This is a genomic window from Clostridium sediminicola (assembly GCF_050402865.1).
Taxonomy (GTDB): domain Bacteria; phylum Bacillota; class Clostridia; order Clostridiales; family Clostridiaceae; genus Clostridium_AF; species Clostridium_AF sediminicola.
The window spans coordinates 157,253-182,344 of sequence record NZ_BAABMF010000010.1 but is presented as its reverse complement, the minus strand read 5'-3'; the positions used below and the strand labels follow the sequence as shown (position 1 = coordinate 182,344).

General features: G+C 30.2%; 20 protein-coding genes, 1 pseudogene and 1 other annotated feature. Of the genes and pseudogenes, 8 read left to right on the top strand and 13 right to left on the bottom strand.

Annotation, left to right across the window (positions count from 1 at the left end; translation table 11 throughout):
* Positions 1–90 (bottom strand): annotated as a pseudogene (locus tag ACQ3F0_RS16495) (pyruvate synthase); the annotation flags it as partial.
* Between the two features lie 209 nt (positions 91–299).
* Here ACQ3F0_RS16495 and ACQ3F0_RS16490 point away from each other — a divergent pair.
* Entirely contained in the window at positions 300–1,724 is a 1,425-nt protein-coding gene (locus ACQ3F0_RS16490; protein WP_428866467.1) for a sigma 54-interacting transcriptional regulator, read from the top strand.
* A gap of 60 nt (positions 1,725–1,784) precedes the next feature.
* Here ACQ3F0_RS16490 and ACQ3F0_RS16485 read toward each other — a convergent pair whose 3' ends face one another.
* The 3 genes from ACQ3F0_RS16485 to ACQ3F0_RS16475 all read right to left on the bottom strand — a co-directional run bounded on the left by ACQ3F0_RS16485 (position 1,785) and on the right by ACQ3F0_RS16475 (position 4,823).
* Entirely contained in the window at positions 1,785–2,537 is a 753-nt protein-coding gene (locus ACQ3F0_RS16485; RefSeq protein WP_428866466.1) for a VCBS repeat-containing protein, read from the bottom strand.
* A 436-nt stretch (positions 2,538–2,973) separates the two neighbouring features.
* Positions 2,974–3,096, bottom strand: a complete 123-nt coding sequence (locus ACQ3F0_RS16480) for a hypothetical protein (protein WP_428866465.1) — start codon at positions 3,094–3,096, stop codon at positions 2,974–2,976.
* Between the two features lie 62 nt (positions 3,097–3,158).
* Complete coding sequence (locus ACQ3F0_RS16475; RefSeq protein WP_428866464.1) at positions 3,159–4,823, bottom strand: ribonuclease J; 1,665 nt, start codon at positions 4,821–4,823, stop codon at positions 3,159–3,161.
* A gap of 211 nt (positions 4,824–5,034) precedes the next feature.
* On the opposite strand from ACQ3F0_RS16475, the gene ACQ3F0_RS16470 reads away from it, so the two are divergent.
* The 4 genes from ACQ3F0_RS16470 to ACQ3F0_RS16455 all read left to right on the top strand — a co-directional run bounded on the left by ACQ3F0_RS16470 (position 5,035) and on the right by ACQ3F0_RS16455 (position 8,577).
* Positions 5,035–5,457 (top strand): HutP family protein, encoded by a 423-nt coding sequence (locus ACQ3F0_RS16470; RefSeq protein WP_428866463.1) that lies wholly within the window; start codon positions 5,035–5,037, stop codon positions 5,455–5,457.
* A 432-nt stretch (positions 5,458–5,889) separates the two neighbouring features.
* Positions 5,890–6,900, top strand: a complete 1,011-nt coding sequence (locus ACQ3F0_RS16465) for an ABC transporter substrate-binding protein (protein ID WP_428866462.1) — start codon at positions 5,890–5,892, stop codon at positions 6,898–6,900.
* Positions 6,900–7,820, top strand: a complete 921-nt coding sequence (locus ACQ3F0_RS16460) for an ABC transporter permease (protein WP_428866461.1) — start codon at positions 6,900–6,902, stop codon at positions 7,818–7,820. The genes ACQ3F0_RS16465 and ACQ3F0_RS16460 overlap by 1 nt, the downstream gene beginning before the upstream one ends.
* Positions 7,783–8,577 (top strand): ABC transporter ATP-binding protein, encoded by a 795-nt coding sequence (locus tag ACQ3F0_RS16455; RefSeq protein ID WP_428866460.1) that lies wholly within the window; start codon positions 7,783–7,785, stop codon positions 8,575–8,577. The genes ACQ3F0_RS16460 and ACQ3F0_RS16455 overlap by 38 nt, the downstream gene beginning before the upstream one ends.
* 69 nt (positions 8,578–8,646) lie before the next feature.
* Here the strand turns inward: ACQ3F0_RS16455 and ACQ3F0_RS16450 are convergent, their stop codons facing one another.
* The 7 genes from ACQ3F0_RS16450 to ACQ3F0_RS16420 all read right to left on the bottom strand — a co-directional run bounded on the left by ACQ3F0_RS16450 (position 8,647) and on the right by ACQ3F0_RS16420 (position 17,199).
* A complete protein-coding gene (locus ACQ3F0_RS16450) occupies positions 8,647–8,988 on the bottom strand; it encodes a DUF4870 domain-containing protein (RefSeq protein WP_428866459.1) in 342 nt (113 codons plus the stop codon).
* A gap of 91 nt (positions 8,989–9,079) precedes the next feature.
* A complete protein-coding gene (locus ACQ3F0_RS16445; protein ID WP_428866458.1) occupies positions 9,080–10,870 on the bottom strand; it encodes an ABC transporter ATP-binding protein in 1,791 nt (596 codons plus the stop codon).
* On the bottom strand, positions 10,870–12,606 hold the full coding sequence (locus ACQ3F0_RS16440) for an ABC transporter ATP-binding protein (protein WP_428866457.1): 1,737 nt from the start codon (positions 12,604–12,606) through the stop codon (positions 10,870–10,872). Before ACQ3F0_RS16440 ends, ACQ3F0_RS16445 begins: the two co-directional genes overlap by 1 nt.
* A gap of 271 nt (positions 12,607–12,877) precedes the next feature.
* Complete coding sequence (locus ACQ3F0_RS16435) at positions 12,878–13,024, bottom strand: hypothetical protein (RefSeq protein ID WP_428866456.1); 147 nt, start codon at positions 13,022–13,024, stop codon at positions 12,878–12,880.
* Between the two features lie 99 nt (positions 13,025–13,123).
* The gene (locus tag ACQ3F0_RS16430) at positions 13,124–14,683 is read right to left on the bottom strand and encodes a hydantoinase/oxoprolinase N-terminal domain-containing protein (protein ID WP_428866455.1); all 1,560 of its coding nucleotides are present in this window, start codon (positions 14,681–14,683) and stop codon (positions 13,124–13,126) included.
* Between the two features lies 1 nt (position 14,684).
* Positions 14,685–15,773 (bottom strand): S-methyl thiohydantoin desulfurase family protein, encoded by a 1,089-nt coding sequence (locus ACQ3F0_RS16425; protein ID WP_428866454.1) that lies wholly within the window; start codon positions 15,771–15,773, stop codon positions 14,685–14,687.
* Between the two features lie 160 nt (positions 15,774–15,933).
* A complete protein-coding gene (locus tag ACQ3F0_RS16420; RefSeq protein WP_428866453.1) occupies positions 15,934–17,199 on the bottom strand; it encodes a cytosine permease in 1,266 nt (421 codons plus the stop codon).
* Between the two features lie 268 nt (positions 17,200–17,467).
* Between ACQ3F0_RS16420 and ACQ3F0_RS16415 the strand changes: the two genes are divergently transcribed.
* The 3 genes from ACQ3F0_RS16415 (at position 17,468) to ACQ3F0_RS16405 (ending at position 21,690) form a co-directional block, all read left to right on the top strand.
* Positions 17,468–19,129: a sigma-54 interaction domain-containing protein gene (locus tag ACQ3F0_RS16415; RefSeq protein WP_428866452.1), complete on the top strand. Its 1,662-nt coding sequence runs from the start codon at positions 17,468–17,470 to the stop codon at positions 19,127–19,129.
* Positions 19,130–19,164: 35 nt separating this feature from the next.
* Positions 19,165–20,265: a DUF917 domain-containing protein gene (locus tag ACQ3F0_RS16410; RefSeq protein WP_428866451.1), complete on the top strand. Its 1,101-nt coding sequence runs from the start codon at positions 19,165–19,167 to the stop codon at positions 20,263–20,265.
* A gap of 99 nt (positions 20,266–20,364) precedes the next feature.
* Positions 20,365–21,690, top strand: coding sequence for a hypothetical protein (locus ACQ3F0_RS16405; RefSeq protein ID WP_428866450.1), 1,326 nt, complete (start codon positions 20,365–20,367; stop codon positions 21,688–21,690).
* Between the two features lie 8 nt (positions 21,691–21,698).
* On the opposite strand, the gene ACQ3F0_RS16400 is transcribed toward ACQ3F0_RS16405, so the two are convergent.
* Together ACQ3F0_RS16400 and ACQ3F0_RS16395 are read right to left on the bottom strand one after the other, a co-directional pair.
* Positions 21,699–23,030, bottom strand: coding sequence for a PTS transporter subunit IIC (locus ACQ3F0_RS16400; RefSeq protein WP_428866449.1), 1,332 nt, complete (start codon positions 23,028–23,030; stop codon positions 21,699–21,701).
* A gap of 119 nt (positions 23,031–23,149) precedes the next feature.
* Positions 23,150–24,490 (bottom strand): PTS galactitol transporter subunit IIC, encoded by a 1,341-nt coding sequence (locus ACQ3F0_RS16395; RefSeq protein ID WP_428866448.1) that lies wholly within the window; start codon positions 24,488–24,490, stop codon positions 23,150–23,152.
* A gap of 255 nt (positions 24,491–24,745) precedes the next feature.
* Positions 24,746–24,940, top strand: a binding site (T-box leader).
* The last annotated feature ends 152 nt before the right edge of the window (positions 24,941–25,092 follow it).

Here is a 25,092-nt window from a genome sequence, read left to right as displayed (position 1 = left end):
ACTAAAAGCTACATCTGCTAATAATAAAGATGCAGTTTTTGCTCCCTGACCGCCACGACCATGCCATCTTATCTCTGTTACTTTAGACATATTTTTTCCCTCCTGTTATCTTTTCTATTTATACTTACAGCAATTATCATACCAATTTTTATATCCTTTGTAAAGCTTGTATTTAACTCAAATTCTAGAAAATATTCACGATTTTATTGTTATAAAATTGTTGTAATCTTTATTTTTCTTTGTTATACTGTTAGAAATACAATATGCGAATGAAGATTTAATTTAAGGAGTAAATTATAATGAAGATAACCTACGAGGATTTTTATAAAAATAAATTATTTGAAACTTTTTGGGATAAATCTAACGATGGTCTCAACGTAGTTGACCTTCAAGGTAATATCCTCTATGTAAATAAAGTTTCCGCTGATTATGCTAACACCAATATAAAAGATATGATAGGAAGTCATATCTCCGAATTCTATCCTGATGCTGTTCTTTTATATGTTTTAAAGACAAAAAAAGCATTATTAGATAAAAAAATTCACTATGTAGGAGAAAAAAAATATGTAGTTAGTTCTTACCCTATTTATATTGATGGTAAACTTGCTGGAGCTTTTTCTGTATTTAAGGACATAAAAGAAATTGATGACTTGAATAAAAAAATCAAATATCTCCAGCTTCACTTAAGCTTAAACAAGCCAGAAGAAAATATTTCTTCTGTAATTGGTAACAGTGGGAGTTTAAAAAATATCTTAGTACAAGCAAAAAGAACAGTTGGTGCTTTAGGTGGCCCACGTCATTCAATAATAACTGGTCAATCTGGAACAGGAAAAACAATGCTAGCTAATTTAATTTATACATATGCAAAAAAAGTAGGAGTCATTGATAAAAATGCACCCTTCATCGAAGTAAATTGTGCACAATTTACAAATCCAGATGTAGCTGCAGTAGAAATATTTGGTTCAGAAAAAGGCGCATTTACTGGTTCTACTCAAAGAAATGGTTTATTTGAACAGGCCAATGGAGGTATATTATTTTTGGATGAAGCCCACGCCCTAGAACATTATCAAACCCTACTTCTAAAAGCTATTGAATCAGGTAAAATAAGAAGAGTAGGTGGCGGAAAAGAAATCAGCATAGATGTAATTATTATCGCTGCGTCTACCAAGAATTTAAAAGAGGAGTTATTACCTGAATTATATCAACGTTTAGCACAGTATGAACTTTACCTACCATCATTGTCAGAAAGAAGTTCAGAAGAAAAATCTTCATTATTGAACCATTTCGTTACCAAATATGAAAATGCTGTTGAAAGTCTTCAAGGTATCAAATATCACGTAGATTTTTCGAAAGAGGCTAAAAATTTTCTTCTTGAAGCAGTTTATCCGAGAAATATTCGTCAGTTCAGAGATATTATCAATTTTAGTATTGATGCTGCCTCCCCATTAATTTCAGATATTGGAGATAAAAAAGAAATCACCACTACAGTTTTAGTTGAACACTTACCATTTGAAATTTTAAATGAAACTCCAGATTCTAATATTAATATAAACGCTAATAAAAATGGTGGGAAAATAAAAGACAACATGGAGACATTAATCGATTCACTTCACAATCAAGGCCTAGGCCCTCGTAAGATTTCAAGTAAATTAAAAGATAAAGGTTATTCCATTGAATATTATCAGGTAGCATACTACCTTAAAAAGAAAGAGCAAAAGACATAACCATGATTGATGCAGAACCTTGCTTCCTATGTCCAGCTAGAGAATCCAAAATTGGATTCTCTAGCTGTGTCTAACATCCATACCATAAACTCCAACATTTTCAAATAATGTAACAAATTTATTTCCATCCCACTCTAGAGCAGTTTGAATCACCCCTAGTGTGTCCGCATTATACAATCCTATAACTCTACGAAGAGCTGATAACTCATAAACTCCATCTCCTTGATAATCTATAGGGTAAAGCCCACTTAATGGATTTACATAACCTTTTGTAGGTTCTTTTAACTTTCCACTTTCATCATATAGCTTAGACAAGTATTCCTGACCTTTGTATTCTATGTCTATAATGTATTTCTTATATAGTTTTTTGTTTATAATCTCAACTTTATAATCATCCTTGTAATTAACTACATAATCGTATTCATTATTATAGATTTCATAATCAAAAATTTTCTTAACGTTATTATCTAAATAAGAATAAATATAGTACCAACTCATACCTCCACTTCCGCCCGAAAAAATACTTATCAAAATTTCGTTTACACTATTTCCAGTAAAATCACCTAAAAATATTCTTGGATTATACCCCGCATCACTTTTCAATGGAATTATTTTTATAGAATAGCTTCCTCCATCAATAATAACCAATCTAATATTTTCAATAAAACCACTCTCAATACCGAAGTTTTTTTCTCCAATTAGATAAACATTATCAAAAACACCATCCCCATTCACATCTCCATATTTAAAATCTAGTATAAGCATATTACCACTTGAAGTCTGTCTCCACATATTAAATGGATAGAAAAACATAATAATCTCCTAGTATATTGATATACTTTATCTTATGTTGATGTTGCAGAAGGTTGAGAGCAATAATTATAAATTGCGAAACAAGTTCGAAATTTATAGTGACAAGTTACAAGTGATAAGTGACAAGTTGTGGCTACCTTTCGCATGCGAAAGCTTTTAATTAATAAAGAATAAAATGATTCCTTTTGCGTAGCAAAAGCACATTATTCAATCATCGAAGATCATAAAGGCTTAGTTAAAGATTTTCTGCAAGAAAATCATCATTAACTTGTCACTTGTAACTTATCACTTGTCACTGTTTTAGTTCGCCTTTTATTTCAAATGTGATTTTTTACAGATATTACATTATTTCAAAGCGCAAAAATAGAGCTATTTGAAAATTAATTCATATAGCTCATGTTAATTTATGAAATATTACGTAAATGTACACTCAATCTTATTTTTCAAATGCAATAAGATAATACTTGTCATCTAATTGATTTTCCAGTTGTTTAATTTTTTCTATCTCATTATTTGAAACATCTGCTAGTGGAAATTCATTTAATTTATTTTTATCCATAATCCAAACTCCTTTCATTAATCTTTAGTGTTATTATTTCCTCAAATTTTTATTTAAATACTCTATATCTCCATTATTATGGGAAGTATAATCGGTCTTCTCTTTGTCTTTTCATAAATAAATCTTTCTATTACTCTCTTCATATTGGCTTTCAATACATACCACTCTATAATTCTATTTTCCAAGGAGCTTTCTAATTCTTTTCTAACAATTTGTTTGACTTCATTAATTAATGCCTCTGATTCCCTTACATAAACAAATCCCCTAGTAATAATATCTGGTCCAGCAATGATGCTATATGACTCTCTTTCTATTGTTACCACAACAGTAAGCATTCCATCTTGAGCTAAATGTTTTCTATCTCTAAGAACTATATTACCAACATCTCCAACACCAAGACCATCTACAAATACAGCTCCAGTATGAACTTTTCCTGATATTTTTGCGTTTTCTTCCGATAGCTCCAAAACTTCACCTGTATCCATTGTAAAAATTTTATCTTCAGGCATACCTAATTTTTGTGCTAATTTTGCATGATGTCTCAAATGTCTATACTCTCCATGAACTGGCATAAAATACTTCGGATGAACTAATGTATGAATTAATTTTAGTTCTTCTTGATAAGCATGCCCAGACACATGTACCTCTTCTAAATCCTCATATACAACTTCTGCACCATTCTTAAATAATTGATTAATTACCCTAGAAATAAGTTTCTCATTCCCTGGAATTGGGGAAGAAGAAATAATAAATAAATCCTTAGGCTCTATTTTTATTTTTCTATGATTAGAAAAAGCTATCCTAGCAAGTGCAGCCATTGGCTCACCTTGACTTCCTGTAGTTATTATTGTTATCAGTTCATTAGAATAATTATTTATTTCATCCACACTAATAAGATGCCCATCAGGTATATGTAAATATCCTAATTCAATTGCAACGCTAGATACATTTTCCATGCTTCTTCCACTAAAAGCAACTTTTCTACCATAATTAACTGAAGCATCTACAATCTGCTGCATTCTATGAATGTTTGAAGCAAAAGTCGCCACAATAACCCTTCCTTCAGCATTAGAAAATACTTTTGTGAAAGTTTCACCTATTGCCTTTTCAGAAATAGTATGACCTTGACGTTCAACATTTGTGCTATCCGCCATAAGTAATAACACACCATTTTTACCCAAATTAGATATACGTTCCAAATCCATAACTAGTCTATCTATAGGTGTATAATCTATTTTAAAATCTCCAGTATGTAATATTACCCCCACCGGAGTATGAATAGCGATAGAGCAAGAGTCCGCAATACTATGTGTTACTCTAATAAATTCAATTTTAAAATTATCTATTTCAATAATATCACCTGCATTAATACCATTAAGTTCACACTCTGAAAGAATATTATGCTCTTTTAATTTGTTTTCAATTAATCCTAAAGTGAGTCGAGTACCATAAATAGGTACTTTTATTTGTTTTAAGATATAAGGTATAGCTCCTATATGATCTTCATGACCATGAGTCAAAAAAATACCTTTTACTTTCTTTTCATTCTTTAGCAAATAAGTTATGTCTGGAATAACTAAATCTACACCATACATCTCTTCTTCTGGGAATGCTAAACCACAATCAATAACGATAATTTCATCTTTATATTCAATGGCAGTTATATTTTTACCTATTTCCCCAAGCCCTCCTAAAGGAATAATTTTTACATTATTATTTATTACCATAAACTTACCTCCTTCGTTAAATTTTTCAATGTATTAATTCAAAATTTCATATGAATGTCCTTTATACTATTTTGTCTTCTAATGACACAATTAATACTTTTCTTTTAATATTTTTCTAGTAACATATATTGCAATAAGACTATTCCTCACATCCTAATTATTTATGTTATAATAAAAAATATATATAATTAATAGAAAGCTGAGGATTATTATGGATACAACTAAATTAACAAGTATTCAAGTGGCAAAAGTGGCAATAAGAATGGCAACTTCCACAAGAAATGAAGAGAAACTTTTAGATGAAAAGTTTAAAGAAAAAGGAATTTTGACTGCCGCAGTAGACGTTGGTGGAAATATAAATCAATCTATTCCAAAGATCTTAGAAAGAGCTTTAGTTGCATCAAAACGAACTGGCATTATAAATGATTCACATATACAAGAAGGCGCAATCGTAGGTGCTACAAGAGAAGCAATAATGCAAGTTTCAATGAAAGCAAACGGATTAAATGTCGGCGGAAAAATTGGTATTGCCAGAGCCGGAGAACATATAAGCATATGCATTTTTATGAGTATTGGTTTGCTGCACCTAAATGAAGTAGTTATTGGCTTAGGTCATAGATCTCTTCCAAAGTAAATATTCTAATAATATAAGTATAAATCTCTATTGTTGACATGCTTATAAAAATAAGTTAATATTATAATGAATTTAGAAATACCGTAGCAAAAATGTAGAATGGGTAGATAGCAGTATGTAGAATGGGTAGATAGAAGTTAAGACATTTAAGAAAAATAAATGAATTTTTTATTGACATTGTAGAATGGTAGGTTGGTAGTATAATAGTCGATTTTAACAGTATTTAGTTATAGAGAATCCAATGTGAAACTCTATTTACATATATCCAAAATCTCAGGTACCAATGAGTTATGGACATATGTAAATAAGTAGTTGAACTAGAATCTCTAAAAAACTAGTACTGTCTATTGATGATATATAAAAACTCTCCATAGTGAGAGTTTTTTTTATTTAAAAAATATTTATTAATATAAAATTTAGGAGGATGGTAGTATGGTAGGTAAGAAGATTTTAGTTTTATTATGTAGTTCTTTAATAGCAACAAGTCTAATAGGATGTGCAGGTTCCACTAATGAACCTTCTGGGGAATCAGAACAAAAAAATATCACAAAAATAGGTATAACTCAAATAGTTGAGCATCCAGCTCTAGATTCTTCAAGAGAAGGTTTTTTAGCAGCACTTAAAGAAAAAGGATATGAGGAAAACAAAAATATTGAGATTGATTTTCAAAATGCTCAAGGAGACATGCCTACAACTCAAACTATAGCAAAAAAATTTGTTAATGATAAAGTAGACATGATTTTCGCTATTTCAACACCTTCTGCTCAGGCAGCTTATAATGCAACAAAAGAAATTCCAATATTAATAACAGCAGTAACAGACCCTGTAGCAGCTGAACTTGTAGATTCACTTGAAAAACCTGGCAACAATGTAACAGGAACTTCAGATGCAACTCCTATTGACAAGCAATTTCAATTTATAAAAGATGAACTTGCTAATGTTAAAACAATAGGAATCATGTACAACACAAGTGAAAGCAATTCAGAAATTCAAGTTGAAAAAGCTACACAAATAGCAAAAGATTTAGGTCTAGAAATCATAGCTCAAGGAATAACAAGTGTAAATGACGTACCTCAAACATTAAATTCAATGATTGATAAAATAGACGCATTATATATTCCTACCGATAATATGGTAGCATCTTCTATGCCGATAATATCAAAAACATGTTTTGATAATGAAAAACCAATAATCGGTGCTGAGAAAGCACATGTAGAAGCTGGTGCAATTGCTTCTGTAGGTATAGATTATTACCAACTTGGATATGAAACTGGATTGAAGGCAGTACAAGTTATAGAAGGTACTTCACCTAAAGATATTCCTGTAGCATTCCAAGAAGAAACTTCAATAGATATAAATACAGATGCACTAGAAAAATTAAATATCACATTATCAGAAGATATTATGAAAAAAGCATCAAAAATAACTGGAGGCGTTCAGTAATGACATCTTTTTTAATCAGTACATTTGAACAAGGATTTATTTTTGCAATAGTAGCATTAGGTGTTTACATTACTTATAAAATACTAGATTTTCCTGATTTGTCCGTTGATGCAACATTCCCTTTAGGGGCATCAGTTACCGCTTTATGCTTAACAAATGGTCTAAATCCTTTTGTGGCTTGTGTTTTAGCTTTTGTAGCTGGTATGCTTGCTGGATCAATAACAGGCTTTTTACACGTAAAACTTAAGATAACAAACTTGTTATCCGGTATTTTAGTAATGATAGGCTTTTACTCTATAAATCTTAGAATAATGGGTAAATCAAATATTCCACTATTTAATGCTAAGACTATGTTTTCTTTTAATATAGAAACTGTCGTTATAGTTGGTATTTTTGCAGTGCTCGTCAAGATACTTTTAGATTTGTTCTTAAAAACAAAATTAGGTTTTCTATTAAAAGCTGTTGGAGATAATGAACAATTAATTACATCTTTAGGTGTAAATAAAAATACTATAAAAGTTGTAGGTCTTATGATTTCAAATGGTTTAGTAGCTTTAGCCGGATCTATAATGGCTCAATACCAAGGATTTTCTGATGTTGGTATGGGTGCTGGTACAGTTGTCATTGGTCTTGCTGCCGTTATTTTAGGAGAATCAATCTTTAAAAATATTGGTTTTATCAAAGGGACTACGATGGCGTTATTTGGAGCTGTATTATATAAATTAGCAATAGGATTAGCATTAAGATTTGGGTTAAGCCCAACTGATTTGAAGCTAGTTACGGCTTTAATAGTTATAGTAATATTGTCAACTAACAATTTTGAAGGAAAGCTCACAAGCAAAAAACAAAAAGAAGCTATAAGAACTAAAGGTGGTGAAAAACTTGCTTCAAATACAAAATCTGTACAAAGTATTCAATAAAAATACTGTAAATGAAAATACTATTTTTAATCAATTCAATTTAGATGTAAGCCAAGGTGATTTCATTACCATAATTGGTAGCAATGGAGCAGGCAAATCAACATTATTAAACTTAATATCGGGAACTCTTAAACCTGATAATGGCTCTATAGTTTTAAACGGTGAGGATATGGATAAATTACCTGAACATATATGTACAAAGAAAATGGGCAGAGTATTCCAAGACCCATCAATGGGTACTGCTCCTTCAATGACTATTTTAGAGAATATGTCAATGGCTTTTAATAAAGGCAAAAAATTTGGTTTAAGTTTCGGTATCAATAAATCAAAAATTCCATATTTTAAAGAACTCTTATCTAGTATTGGATTAGGCTTAGAGGATAAATTATATACAAAAGTAGGTTTACTGTCTGGAGGTCAAAGACAATCTTTAGCATTACTAATGACCGTTATGTCAAAACCCCAACTTTTACTATTAGATGAACATACAGCTGCTCTAGATCCAAAAACTTCGGAGAGAATAAATAAACTTACTGAAACTATTGTAAATAAAGAAAAAATAACTACATTAATGATAACTCATAATTTAAACCACGCTATAAATATGGGTAATAGATTGATAATGCTTCATCATGGACAATGTGTTTTAGATATTAGTGGTGAAGAGAAAAAGAAACTTACTATAGAAAAATTACTAGAAAAGTTTGATACTATAAAAGGTGAAGACTTAATAAGTGATAGAGCCTTATTTTCATAATATAAACTTTGAATTAATCATAAATTAATCAACAGTAAAAACTGCAGATTAATTTATGATTTTTTTATATTACAATTTTTCTGCCCAATTCTTAGTAATAGGATATCCATATATCTGACCATCAAGAGTTTTTATTATTGCAATAATCGTGAATACAACCTGCATCACTAGTAGTATAGGTAAAATAATAAATCCGATTAATATAATACAAAGAATACCAGCAATAACATATGATGCATAGAAAAATATCTGTGATACAAGTGCTTGTTTAGCATTTTCTCTCACATAATGCTTATCTTTTGATACTAATAAGAAAATAACCAGTGGAACTATAACCCCTCCACCAACGAACATACAAGCATGGCTGGCAATTGCTAAAAGTTTATCTTCTGTTGAATAACCATATTCCATAAAAAATCCTCCCCTCATTTTCATGTATTTATAATCCCGTTCTTTAAAAGCGAAGCTAATAATGCTTAGTTAATGATATAGATATCTAAACTTACGCTCCTTCACTTAAAAACCTATACTGAGAAACATATAAATCGTAGTACATTCCCTTAAGTAACATAAGCTCATCATGAGTTCCGGATTCTTTGATTTTTCCATCTGCAATTACCATTATCCTATCACAATCTCTTATTGTTGACAATCTATGAGCAATAACAAAAGAAGTTCTTCCATATAAAAGTTTTTCTATTCCTCTCTGAACCAACCTTTCTGTTGTAGTATCAATATTAGAAGTAGCCTCATCCAAAATCAAAATTCTAGGATTAGCAAGTAACGCTCTTGCAAATGAAATTAGTTGTCTTTGCCCTACTGACAACCTTGAGCCTCTTTCATTTACTTCAGTATCATACCCTTTTTCCAATTTATTAATAAATCCATGAGCATTAACAGCTTTAGCTGCTTCAATAACTTCTTCATCAGTAGCATCTAATTTCCCATATCTTATGTTTTCCATTATTGTTGTTGAAAACAAGAAAGTATCTTGAAGCATTATACCCATTTGAGTTCTAAGAGATTCCAGTTCAACTGATTTTACATCCCTTCCATCTATTAATACTTTACCTTTTGTAATATCATAGAATCTACTTAAAAGATTAACAATAGTTGTCTTTCCTGCACCAGTTGGTCCTACAAGCGCAACCGTTTCTCCTTGTTTAACTTTAAAGTTAATATTTTTAAGAACTTCATTTCCGTCATCATATCCAAATGTAACATTTTTAAACTCTACTTTCCCTTTGATTTTAGGCATTTTTATTGCATCTCTGATATCTTTAATATCCGGTTCAATATCCATTATTTCGAATATTCTTTCTGCAGCAGAAAAGTTAGTAATTAAAGTATTATAAAATTGAGTAATATTTATGATTGGTCTCCAAAACATTCCAACATACCAAATAAAAGCAACTAAAGTACCAACTGTTAAAGTGCCTTCTCCAGAAATCAACCTAGTTCCATACCAATAAACTACAATAGATCCAATACCCCAAGATAGTTCAACAACTGGCCAAAATAAATCATTAAGCCTAATAGCAGACATAAATTTATCCATTAAGTCTGTAACAAGTCCATTAAAATTCTTGGATTTATTCTTTTCTACCGCGAAAGATTGAATTATTTTAACTCCCGAAAAACTTTCATGAGTAAATGCATTAAAATTAGATCTTTTTTGTCTGAATTTTTGCCACCTTCTCCTACTAAAAGTTTCTACTACAAAAATAATTACAAGTAAAACTGGTAATACAATAATTGATGCTAGCGCTAATCTAAAGTTCATATAAAACATGATAAAAGTTACGCACAAAAGATTTAGTAAATCTGGTATAAAATTAGTAATGCTATTATTAAATAATTCTTGAAGGGAATTAACATCCCCCATTACCCTGGCTAAAATTTTTCCAACTGGTCTATTATCAAAGAAAGAAAATGTAAGTTTTTGAATATGAGAATAAAGTTCCTGCCTAATATTTATCAATACTGTATTTGTTACTGAAGCCATCATTCTCATTCTAATCATTGAAACAACCATTGCTATAAAATTATATATGACCATAATTACAGCAAGTATCATTAACCCTTTTAGATTTCCATTACTAATAAAATCATCCATACAAATTTGTAGCAAATATGGATTAATAACTCCACAAACCATTACAAAAATCATCATTAGAATTATTCCCAAAACTTTTAACCTAAAAGGCTTTAAATAGCTAAGTAACCGGACAATAATCTCCCTTCGATTATGCTTTATTAAAATTTCATCATTATTAACAGAATTTCTAGCCATTAAATCACTTCCTTTTCTACATCATGAAAATCTTTGAACTGCTCTAGATAAACTTCATAATATTTACCCTTTAAATCGAGAAGTTCATTGTGATTTCCTCTTTCAACAATTTTACCATCCTCTAAAAATACAATTTGGTCAGCATTTTTTACTGCTGAAATCCTGTGCGCAATAATGAATGTGGTTACTTTTTTATCTCTCTTGTTCAAGTTACTCAATAAATCATATTCAGTTTCCATATCTAGTGCAGAAGTAGCATCATCTAGTATTAGTATACTTGCCTCTCGAATCAAAGCTCTAGCTATAGAAATTCTTTGTTTTTGTCCTCCTGAAAGTCCAATACCTCTTTCCCCTATTATAGTTTCATATCTTTGAGGTAGCTCATTAATGAATTCATACGCACATGCACATTTGCAAGCTTTATCCATTTCTTCTTTGGTAGCATCATAATTCCCCATTTTTATATTCTCTTCAACAGTATCAGAGAAAAGAAAAATATCCTGAGAAACTACAGCCATCTTTTTTCTAAAACTATTAAGTTTAAGTTCTCTAACATCATGTCCATCAATAGAAACTGAACCTTCAGCTACATCATAATACCTACCTATTAAATTTATTAGAGATGTTTTTCCACTACCTGTAGTTCCCATTATTGCAACAGTTTCTCCCACATTTACTTCCAAATTAATATTCTTTAGTACTTCCTCTCCATGATAGTTAAAAGATACATTTTTGAATTTTATATCTCCTTTAATATTCTTAAGTTCAATTGAATCTTCAGAATCTTTTATATCAGGAGTAATATCCATTATCTTAAATATTTTTTTTGAAGAAGCTTTGTTCTGAGCTAACATATTTGTTAACCATCCAAGCATCCTCATAGGCCAAACTAGCATGCCACTATACATAATAAATGCTACCAAAGTTCCAGTAGACATTCCTTCTTTAACAACTAAATACCCACCCAAACATAAGATAGCGACTATTGATAAATTAGTTAAAAACTCTATAAGTGGAAAGTACTTCGCCATTATACCTGCTTGTTCTAAATTCAAATCATAATTAACCTTATTTAGTTTCAATAACTTTAATATTTCAAATTTTTCTCTTGCAAATGCTTTTACTAATCTTACACCTGATATGTTTTCTTGAGCTGCTGTATTAATAACCGCTGTTTGGTCACTGATTTTTCCATAAGTTATCCCAATTTCTTTTTCTAATTTTAAAGCAATGTATGCAATTGGTAACACAACTAAAGTAGTCACTATAGCCAACTTCCAGTTCAAATAGAATAATATGCTAGTTGCTATTATAAAATACGCAGCATTTTCTATCAACAATCTAAACCCAAAAGAAACTGTTCTCCAAATATTATCTATATCTTCTCCTATTCTTGACATTAACTCTCCAGTATTCATACCATCAAAATAACTATATGGAAGACTTTGAATATGATTGTATAAATCTCTTTTTAAATCTTCACTTACTTTTGATGCAAGGTCGTCTGCTACATATTCTTTTACATATCCAAAAACAGCTCTTATTATTGTTATTCCAAGAATGCTAAGAAGTAGTACCGCTAACAAATCATATTCTTTTTTTTCTATTACTTTATCTACTATTACTTTTGATATATACGGGTTAAACATATCTGCAATCATAGCTATAACCATAGTCACTGTTGGAATTACTATCCTTATAGGATACTTAGTTATATATTTTATTAATCGTTTCAAGTTAAAACCTCCTTTTCTATGTTGTCATATAATTCATTAAAATTTAACTTTCTTTAACTCCTAGAAAATAATTTTTAATCATAAATATTCCCCCTTTATTAAACTTTTTATTTTTATAAACAAAAAAACCATGGGTTTACCCATGGTTTTAGAGATATAAATATTAATTTTTACTGTAATTAATAATTATAAAAAAGCCATGAGCTAAACAGCCCATGACAGATTATCTTTTTATTAGGTTTAACAAAATATTTACTACAAAGTTGAATCATTAAAACCTAGTTAATTTCTGTAAGGTAGGGCTGCAATATTTAATTTTTGACATAACATTAAATCTAGGCATAGATACACCATTGAATTTAAAGAAATTAGTATTTTGTTTAATGGTTGCTTTTGTATCTCTTTTAATGTTATTCATAATCCTACCTCCTTTTATCTATTCAACTAATTTTAATTACATTTACCATAATAGCCTTTTTTTATTTATATGTCAATAATAAATTGTAAATTTTTACTTTTAATCTTTAATCATTAGATTTCCAGCAGCTTTTACTTTTATCCTTGTAGCATTTCCAGGATGGTAAGCCAATGGTACATCCTCTACTTCAACTATTTCTATAGTATTAGGGTCTGCTCCTGCATTTGTAGCTATTGTAATAGCTTCTTCTTTAGCTTCATTTAAAGCCATATCTCTAGTAATGGAATCTAGAATAAAAAGTCTCTCAAAGGTTCCACTTACTTGAGCTATTGCAGATCCTAAAGCGTTAGCAACTGGAAAGTTATCAGGCTTAATCACTTCTGATACACCTTTTAATCTATCTTTTACAATAACACCTCCACCACCAACTAAAACAACCGGCACAGCTTCTGCAGAAAGTTTCATTTTATCGATAGCTTCCTCAATCATTTCCATCATAATATTCATTGTTTTTTCTGCAAACTCTTTATCAATATGTTCTACTTTTGATTTATCTCCTATTTCTGTCATTCCTAATCTAACTGCTATATCAGATGCAGTTAATGTGTCTCCGCCAAATACCAATGCCTTCTCTGTTAACTTATATCCAACGCTTTCAGGTCCAACCTTTATGATTCCATCTTGCTCTCTTATTACTGTACCTCCACCAAGACCTATTGCAATAATATCAGGCATTCTAAAATTAGTTCTGGCTCCACCTACATCAGTTGCAAGTGATGATTCTCTAGGGAATGAATTCACGATAACTCCTATATCAGTTGTTGTTCCTCCTACATCTAAAACTATTGCATTTTCCATTTTACTCAAGAAGGATGCTCCTCTAATACTATTAGTTGGCCCACAAGCAACTGTAAGAATAGGAAATCGTTTTGTGTAATTAACGCTCATCAAAGTACCATCATTCTGACATAGGTATATCTCAGCATTTTTTACTCCTTCCCTTTTAAGACCAGTACTAAATCCTTCTGTAACCGTTTCAGCAACTTTCATAAGAGCTGAATTTAAGATTGTAGCATTTTCCCTTTCAAGTAAACCCATACTAGCAACTTCGTGAGACATCGAAACTGGAATATCTCCTAATTCCTCTTTGATGATTTTCGATGTCATAATTTCCTGTTCCTCTCTTACAGGAGAAAATACACATGATATTGCTATAGCTTCTACTTTTCCTTTCATTTTTCTTGCTACTTCTCTTATTTCATTTTCATCAAAGGTACTTAATTCTCTACCATCAAATTCATATCCACCTTTAACAATAAAGAAATTTTCACTTACAGCTTTTCTTAAATCTTCAGGCCAATCAACCATAGGCTCAATTGAATGAGTAGCAGGTGAACCTAATCTGATAACTCCAACTTTACATAATTTCTTTCGTTCTACTATAGCATTGGTACATTGCGTAGTCCCAAGCATTGCATATTTTATTTTATCTTTTTCTATTCCAGATTTTTCAACAACAGCATGTATAGCCTTAAATATCCCAGTACTAACATCCTCAGTAGTAGGCACTTTTATACTATCAATAAGATTTAACCCTTCATCAATAATTACTGCATCAGTATTTGTACCACCAACATCAACACCTAATCTATAAATCATACTATTCAGCTCCCCTCACACGTTCTTCTATTGGAATATAATCAATATCATATCCAAAATATTTTGGTCCTACTGTTTCTATACCTTTTTCTGTTCTCCATTGGTCATCACATTTTAAGCCTACTACAAGAACACGTCTTCCGTATTTAAGAGCATCAGTAGTTATAGGAGTGATATTTTCTAAATCTACTAAACACACTAAATCTGGAGTTGTAGCGACAACTTCTCCATTTTTCTTTGCTACTAAATTTTCATTTTGGAAATTAACTTCACAACTTTCTCCCTTGTATTCTGCTACACCACTAAGTTTTACTGTTCCAAAGTTGAAACCATTTTTAGTTTCTCTTAGTACATCAGTGATTTTTCCTTTAAACAACTGGTATCCATTAATTTTATCCAACAATTGTTCAATCGGTGGTATATCATATTTACTAGATTCTCTTATAGCTTTACCTATCTCTTCTGAATAAGTCATAATTTTTCTTATACCACATTGTTTTAATTGTTTCCCTGTCATAGGATATATACAAATCATAACAGATCCACCTTGAGCCACAGTCATAGCTCTTGCAATATTTTCAGACCATTTATTGCTAATTGTATCTAGTATAGCAACATTTCCCTTTTCATCAGTAACTACCATAGGTCCTGAAGTTATTCCATGTAAATGATAAGTTACCATCTGTAATTCTGGAAAAGCTCTCCCCATTCCATCAACATCTATAATTGGCACATTCATTTGAGCTGATACTGCCAAAGGAACCATGGAATTAACGCCCCCTGCTTCAATTGGCATTGTAGCATATATCTTTTTACCAAAATATTTTTCCATTGCCTCAAAGGCTCTTTTAAATTCAGAGCCATTAGCTATTTTTTCTATCAAAACTGATGGAGCACCCATCATTGCAGTAGGTACTACTAGTGCATCATCAGGAACCTCTTCCACATCTATCATTGTTACAGGGCCATAATTTTTTATACTTTGGAGGGCCATAAGCTTCCCTACATAAGGATCTCCTCCTCCTCCAGCACCTAAAAGTGCTGCCCCTAAAGCAATATCTTCTATTGCTTGTGAATCTAAATTTCTCATACTATTTCCTCCCTCAATCCACTGATTTTTTTGTTATTTTACAATTCTTTTCTATATTAATTAATTTATATTTTAAGCTGCTGTTGACCAAATTAGTTGACAGTTGACGGTGTAAAGTTGACAGTAAAGGTTGATTTACTGTCAACTTTAAAATAATAAACTACTTATTTGTTGAAGTGATTTTTATAAGCACATAATATAAAATCATTGAAACCAAAATTCCATTTATAGGTTGAATACCAGCTTTTATTAATATTGCAACTATACTTCCTGCAAACCAAGAGATTACCCCTATATAGTTCATTCCTGATTTAACAGAAAATTCTTCAGCCCTACCTTTCTTTACTATCCAATAATCAGCAATCATTACTCCCGCTATTGGAGGAATTGCTGCTGTTAAAATCATTAAAAAATTCACAAAATAATTTATTATTCCTGCAACTGCTAATAATGTACCAATAGCACCAGCAATTCCTGTAGCTATACTTCTCTTTGAATCATCCAATTTAAATAGCTTTGTAATAGCAAGCCCACCAGAATAGGCGTTAACTGCATTTGTAGTCCACGTAGCCAAAACAAGGGTAACTAACCCTAAAGCTGGAATTCCTAAATCAGAAAATACAAGCGTAATATCATAGGTTCCTGATACTAAACTCATAATTGCTCCCATAGTTATCATTGCAATTCCTGCTGGTACAACTCCAAATAATGAAGATTTTATTACGTCACCTCTATCTTTTGCATATCTTGAGTAATCACCAGCTATTACACCACCAACTGCGAAAGAACCAACTGTTAAAGCTATTCCACTAAGAAAACTCATTGGTTGTTCAGGTTTATAAGTTGCTAAAATTCCCGTTCCATACTTTGTTAGTACTGCATACACTCCGTAAATTGATGCTAATATTAATGCAGGAACAGCAATATAATTTAAATATTTTAGTGCATTAAAACCATATATTGCAGTAATAAGCATTATAAATCCCCAAATCAATGATGATATCCATACAGGAATAGTAATTCCTATCGAAGAAGCTAAGATACCACTAAACGCAGAGCCACATACATTTGCTTGAAAGCCAAACCAACCCAAACATGCTACTCCTAAAGCAAATGAAATGATTATTCTAGAACCCGCTTCTCCAAAAGCACTATTTGCAGCGCTAACCGTTGGTAATCCCAAATCAGCTGCCTGCATACCTTGAAAACACATATATAATACTACTATTCCGTACCCTATTGCAGCTGCCCCAAATGCCTGCAATACAGTTAATCCAGAAACTAAAAGACCTCCTGTCATCAATGAAGATACACATATCATTGACCCAGTCCAAATCATAGCAATACTACCCCATGATTGTCGTTTCTCAGACCCTATACTACTAGAATCTTTTTTCGAAACTAATTTTTGATTAATTTCTTCCATTTTTTTCATCCCCTATCATTTTAAATTCATAAAATACAATTGCAATTATCATGCCAATAAAAACACACAATTAATTTACTAAAATCACTTCTTTTTGCTAAATTTTTTACATCTACATAATATTTTACAAACTACTCAATTCCCTATATTTTAATTTATATACCTCTTTCTCATACCTTCTCTTCTTTTCTCATTATTTCTCATTTTCCTGTTATTCTCATTTTATGATAAAATGAGAATAAGATTTTTTGAGAAAGGATTATAAAAAATGAAAAAAGTATCTCCATATAAATTCTTAACTTCTATGGCTAATGGGCTAAATTGTCGCATCTCTCATTTTAGTGAAAAAAATATTCATAAAACAATTTCATCAGATTTTTTGATTGAGTTTGATTCATCTACTAGTTTGAAAAAACCTTCAAGGAAAAAATCTCTTTTACAGTATCACCCAACATTAAAAAGAGAAAATATTACACTCAATAATAAAAGCTATACTTTAGAGGAAGTATTCATACCAATTATTTTTGAAGAAAAAAAGGAAGGACTTTTATGGCAATTTATCACAGATGAAAATATCAATTCCACAAATAATCTTTATTCAAAAATAGATTCAAATTTATTAGAAATGATTATTTCCTTATCAGATACTTTTACTGCTCTGTTAAATGTTGAAAAAACTGAAGAACTAAACTCATTATATAGTCAAACGTCAGCCTTTATAGGAGATAGACTATCAAATGCTCTAATGTTATACGATAAGAATACTAACTTGATTTATATAAATTCTGCAGCAGACACAATGAATATAGCTGGAATTGACTTAAACTTATTAACTAAAAACAAAGCTTTAGATATACTAAATAAAGATTTTTATTATGGAAATAAACTTATTGGTAAAGTTAAATATACTAATTCTCCAAACATCACCAATAACAAATTTCAGTTGCGAAACACTCACATTACTAGCTTTAATAGAATAATAGGTAAAAACCCTCAAATTAATAAAGTAATGTTTATTATAAATCAAGTTGCTACTACCGATAGTACTGTATTGTTAAGAGGAGAAAGTGGTACTGGTAAAGAAGAATATGCAAAATTAATACACAATTTAAGTCATAGAAAGCACAAACCTTTTATTGCATTAAATTGCGCCGCTATTCCTGAAAACTTGCTAGAAAGTGAACTTTTCGGTTATGAAGGCGGTTCTTTTACAGGTGCAAAAAAAGAAGGTAAAATGGGTAAATTTGAACTAGCCGATACGGGAACCTTGTTCTTAGATGAGATTGGAGACATGCCTCTATCAATTCAAGTAAAATTATTAAGAGTTCTTCAAGAGAGATATGTTGAGCCAGTTGGCGGAAATAAGATAATCCCAATAGATGTTAGAATACTATGTGCAACACATAGAAACTTAGAAGATAAAATTGCAAACGGTGAATTTAGAGAAGATTTATTTTATAGAATAAACGTAATACCAATAGATATACCATCTTTAAATAGTAAACATCACGATGTTGAACTTTTACTAACTTACTACGTTAAAAAATATTGCATTCTACAAAAGAAAAACTTTATGTCATTTTCTTATGATACAATAGCTTTTCTTAGAAATTACCCTTGGCAAGGAAATATCCGTGAATTAATAAATGTAGTTGAATATTGTGTTACAATGTCAAATAAATCAATAATTGATATTAACGATCTTCCAACATATATCCAACAGTTTATACCTATTAATAAAACCCTTAATTCAACGGTCTCTTCAATTTCAACAATTGATAAGCAAAAAAAATCTAAAAAACCTTCAAGAGAAGAATTTAAAGAGTTAATAAAAAAATTTGGTAAAGATACCGAAGGTAAAAAAGAATTAGCTAAACACTTAAATATTAGTCTAGCTACTCTTTATAGATGGATTTCTAGTAATAAATAAAACAAAGTGATTAAACATTATAAAAGGAGAAATTTATGAAATATATTGATTATGATTGGGTAAAGCCTCTTTTTTTAGGTAGTATTTTTTTAGGTGCAGGGGGAGGTGGAAAAACAAACAATATTTTAATTTTACTAGAAGAACTATTTTCCAAAAACAAAACTTTACCACTTCTTGATATTGATGACTTAGATGATAATAAAACATATGCATCAGTTGGACTGATTGGATCGCCAGAAATCCTAGATGATTTTTTTTGTTCAGGAAAGGAAGGAATAATAGCATTAAAAAAATTAGAATCAATAACAAAAAATAAAGTAGAAGGTTTGTTTACTCTAGAATGTGCTGGAAGCAATGTTTTATACCCTCTTCTAATTTCTTTACTCCTAGATATACCCTATATTGATGGAGATAGCATTGGACGTGCCTTTCCAGAATTGCAAATGACAACTTTTAACCTTACAAAAAAATCTTTATCACCATTTATTGTTTGTAATGCCCGAGAAAACATTTATCAATTCAACGATAAAGATAATTTTTTATTAGATTTAAATATCAGAAGTATAATAGGACAAGAAGAAAACATAGGTTTTTTTGCTTCTTGTCCAACCAAAGGAAATAGTTTAAAACGTCTATTAATACCTAGGACTCTAAGTCTTGCTTATAGTATAGGAAAAGTATTTACAGAATACTCTACTTATGAAAGTATTTTAAGTAATTTAATAAAAGTCACAAAAAATTCTATCTACGGAGCAAGCATTGAATTATTTATGGGAGAAGTAGAGAACATTGGTTCAGTAGATCATAAAAATTGGCAATCGATAACACTAAAAGGTATAAAAAATAATAAAGAAGATATATTTCAAATTCTTTCTCACAACGAAAACTTGATTGCTCATAAAAATAATTCATTAGCAGTAATGGTTCCTGATTTAATAAGTTTGATTAATTTAGATACTTTAAATCCTATTTGTAACAATGATTTATATAAAGGAATGCAAGTTGCCGTTATTGGTACTCCTTCCCCTTTAGTTTGGAAAACCAAAGACGCTTTAAATATGGTTGGACCTCAGTGTTTTGGCTATAACTCCACCTATAAGTCCTTAGAAGAACTATACTTTAATTATTATTACTAAAGATAAACCATACGTAAACTTAATCTATTCATGTACAAAACCTCAGGCTTTAATGAGTTATGGACTTGTATAGATTAATAGTTGAAGTGGTTTATCTATATGCAAAACTATAAATTAGCAGGTGATATTTTGAAAGGAAACTTAGTTATCGTTGTAAAGAAAAACTCTTATGATATTATATACGCTGTATCTACTATTCCTATAGCGTCTATTACCAGAAAATATCGTAATATTAAAGAATTAAAACATCAATTATCCTCTTTTTTAGTAAAGAACAAAATAGGAACAACTTTTATAAAAAACATACTTATTGTTACAGATTTTTCTGATTTGATAGTTAATAAAAGAAAATATACTTTTGGCTATATAAAAATTGGCTATATCCAAAAAACTACCCTAAACAAAAAAAGACTTTTAAATGGCATTGAATTTAATATATATGATTTTAATATTCACTCAATAGAAAGTGAAAATGAAAAAAATGATTTAAGAGAATATTTAAGAATGCTAAAAGATAAAGGTATAAAAGAAATTGCAATAAATAGTGATTTTTCCACCCTAGATTCGAACAAAGAAAAAGACCTGATTTGTTACATTAATAAAATCTGTCCAAATACTTTCACAATTAAAGGATCTTATTCTTATAATGTTTTTAACTTTGTTTTAAGACAGAATATGCTGTTTTTAGATTTAATGTTACATGATACAGCTAGTAAATTTTCAAAATCTATGAATGAAATCTTTTATGATTTAGGAATCAAATCACCTGTCTATTATATGAAAGGTAATGGAAGATTAATGAGTCCAAATCTTGCATTGACTTGTCCTTTTTTTACATGGCAATCAATATTTACATCAAACTTAATTGGTTCAAGTATTCATATAGGCGAAGAAAATGCCTTTGTTTTAACCCCTTATAACAATGAAATAAAAATGGGTATTATTCAAAATGCTTTCCCAAAACTAGACGATACTTTAAGTTATTACCAAGGATTACAAATTCCAAACTTCTATCCCAAATATACTTTTTTTAAAACGCTACCAAGTAATAACAAATGGAATAAATTTATAAAACATAACAATATATTTAATGGCTCTTCACCTTTGATTAATCTTTTTGATAAAGATAATAATAACTATTTTTTCAACCACAAATTAATTAATATAGAAAATCATCCAACGATAATAGCTGAAGGAGCTTTAAATTCCACATACGAACTAGAGCTCACTAGTACAATATCCTCTTCGGATTTAAAATTTATTGAAATAGAAAAAAATAAACTTAGAAAAAAAGCAGAAGAATTATTAAATAATAATAATACAAATTTTCAATCCATAAGTTATGATTTCAAACTTATCCCAATAAAGTATATGCCCAAAAATTCTATTTTCTTAAAGTTATTTGTTACTGGTAAAATTTATTGAATTTATTATTAAGTTTCGCATTTCTTCTTTGTGTAATACAATATATAAACCACTATAGGAACCAAAAATATTGCCCATGTAGTTCTTGTAAATAAATTCATAATCCAGTATCTCAGTAAGTTACCTCCTGCTAGAAAACCTGTTATTTGTCCATCATAACCGTTGATAGAGTAATTAACATTTTCTGCCAGTTTAGTGTAGAGACCCGCCAAACTTGATGATGCATATAATTTCCCTATAAGTATTGGAATTGCTATTATTATTGATCTTATAACATTTCCTTTACATGCAACAACAATCATTACTACAACCCCCATCATATTTGGCAAATCTCCAAGAGGTATAAAACGAATCCTTGGTAAAGTCAATGCTAGAACTAACGCTACCGGCATTAGTAATATTCCCGTCACAGCAACTGCTGGATCTCTCAGTAAAACTGAAAAGTCTAACCCAATATATGACTTTTCCATCTTAGGGAATCTTTTTATAATATACTCTTTCATACCAGAAGAAATTGGCATCAATCCTTCTATTAATATTCCACACATTTTTGGAATTATAAATACTACTGCCGCAATATTAAAAGCCAACTCTAAAGTATCTTTTATACTATATTTAGCTACTATTCCCAGTCCTAAACCCATAATAAATCCAATAAACATAGACTCTCCAAAAAATCCAAGCTTGTCCTTTATCCCTTCTGGATCAGCCTTTATCTTATTTATGTAAGGTATTTTTTCTAATACACTATTCCCTAAAACCGCTATTGGATAATAACAACTTCCAGTTACAGTTGTTATTGCTACTCCTTCTAACCCTGAAAACTCTTCTACATCACGAGCACTCCAATCTGCAATTTTTAGAGTTATTACCACCAATAAAACTGCCGCACTCAAGGAAATGAAAATATTTCCTGAAATTTCATACATCATCTGACACATAATAATGAAATGCCAAAAATTCCATATATCTATATTAATTGTATGTGTCCATTTAAATATCACCATAACTATATTGGTCGCAAATACTAAAAGTATCATAATAGGTACAAATTCAAAAGACCAAGCCATTGCTGCAAAAGGTGGCCACCCTACTTCTAAAACATCAAAATTCATTCCTGTTCTTCCAATAATAGCTTCTAAAGCAGGTGCAATATTGCCTACAAAGTAATCAAATATAACAAAAATACCTATAAACCCAATTCCCAAAGTCAAACAAGATTTAAAAGCTTTTCTCCATTCAATCCTTATAAAAATCGAAAGAATCATCATTAGCACAGGTAACATAACATAAGCTTTAAAACTTAATACTAAATCTAAAATAGAACCTAAAAATTGCACATAACTCACTTCCCTAATAAAATCTATATAACCATCTTTTGTTCTTTGCAATGTTTTATGATAGTGTTGATAATAATTGAAATAAATTGCGAAGCGCTTTTCTTCGCAATTTATAATTATTATTCATAAGCTTCGCATTTTTTCTTTGTATAATATAGTAAAAATAATACTACTGGTGTTAATAGAATACCCCAAGTATTTCCTGTGAATAATTCCATAATCCAGTATCTCATCAAGTTTCCACCTTCTAGAAAACTTGTTATAATTCCGTCATATCCAGATATAGTATAATTAACTCCTGCCGCAAGATTAGTATATATTTCAGCCATTCCAGATGCTACATATAAATGTCCTGTTACTACAAACAATCCTATTATAAAAGATTTAACAACATTTCTTCTACATGCAACAACAATCATAGGAATTGCTCCTATCATATTAGGTAAAGATCCTAAAGGTAAAAATCTAACTCCTGGCAAAATCAAAGCTAATATTAATGCAGCCGGCATAAGTAATATTCCAGTAACTATTACAGCTGAATCACCAAGTAAAACCGCAAAATGTAATCCTATATAGGAATTCTTCATTTTAGGAAATCTTTTCATCATATACTCTTTCATACCAGAAGAAATTGGTAATAACCCGTCTCCCAATATTTTAGTCATTTTAGGAAGTATATATACTACTGCTGATATATTAAATGCAAGTTCTAAAGTGTCTTTTAAACTATACTTAGCCACGATGCCCAATACAGTTCCCATTGTAAATCCAACAAACATAGGATCTCCAAAGAAACCAAGCTTGTCCTTAATTGTATCTGGATCAGCCTTAATTTTATTTATAAACGGTATCTTTTGTAATAACCTATCCCCCAAAATACCTATTGGATAATAACATACACATGGTAAAGTTGTAATTGAAACTCCTTCTAATCCAGTGAATTTTCCCACATCAGAAGCACTCCAATCAGCAATTCTCATAATAATTATCACAGCAAAAACAGCTGCACATATAGATAAATATATATTACCTGTTACTCCATATAAAATTTGAGCTATAAGCATAAAATGCCAATAGTTCCAAATATCTATATTAACTGTTTTCGTCCATTTAGTTAAAAACATTACTACGTTAGTTGCCATAATAACCACTAATAACAATGGTACATACTCAAATGACCAAGTTATTCCCGCAAGTGGCGGCCACCCAACATCTAGAACATTTAGTGCCATTCCAGTTTTTTTGACTATTATATCTAAAACTGGTCCTAAGTGTTCTACAAAATGATCAAAAGTGATAAAGATACCTATAAATCCTATCCCTAATGTTAAACAAGATTTAAATGTTTTTTGCCATGATAGCCCTATTATCAAAGAAATAATCATCATTAATATAGGTAACATCACATAAGATTCAAAGCTTAATAATAATTCTAACCCCCTACTTAAAATGTTTAACACTTAAATTTCCTCCCTACTGATTTTGTCTCACAATTTTAGCCTATTAAATATTACTTTACTAATAAATAAAAGTAAATACTTTTTTTAATGTATGTTAATAAATCTAAAATATTTTATAATAATATAATAATATTCACATATTTATTTTAATAAAATGAAAAAAATTTTAAAATTTCTGACTCTTTTGTTGACATTCTTTTTTTTTCATAGTATTATTATTACCAATAACAAATTTTTGCAAGTTTATGCATTATATAAAAAGCTATGACAGGGATAAGTAAACTTAAAAGACTTTACAGAGAGTGGGGAGTGCTGAAAACCCATAAGTTAATTTTGTTGAACCTCACCCTTGAGCTGCAAGCTGAAGTAGTAGTAAGCTGTGCCGGCATTGCCGTTATTCTAATAAGTTATAAATATGGGTGGTACCGCGATAGATATCTCGCCCCAGAGATAGTCTGTCTTTTTTTATACACAAAAATAATAAACTGAATAATTATACAAATCTGTTTAACTAAATTCTTACGTATTTGAAAGAAAAGTAGAACTAACTCTTAAGCCGACCCATAGATGATGGAATAATGAGCTTTTGCTACGCAAAAGGA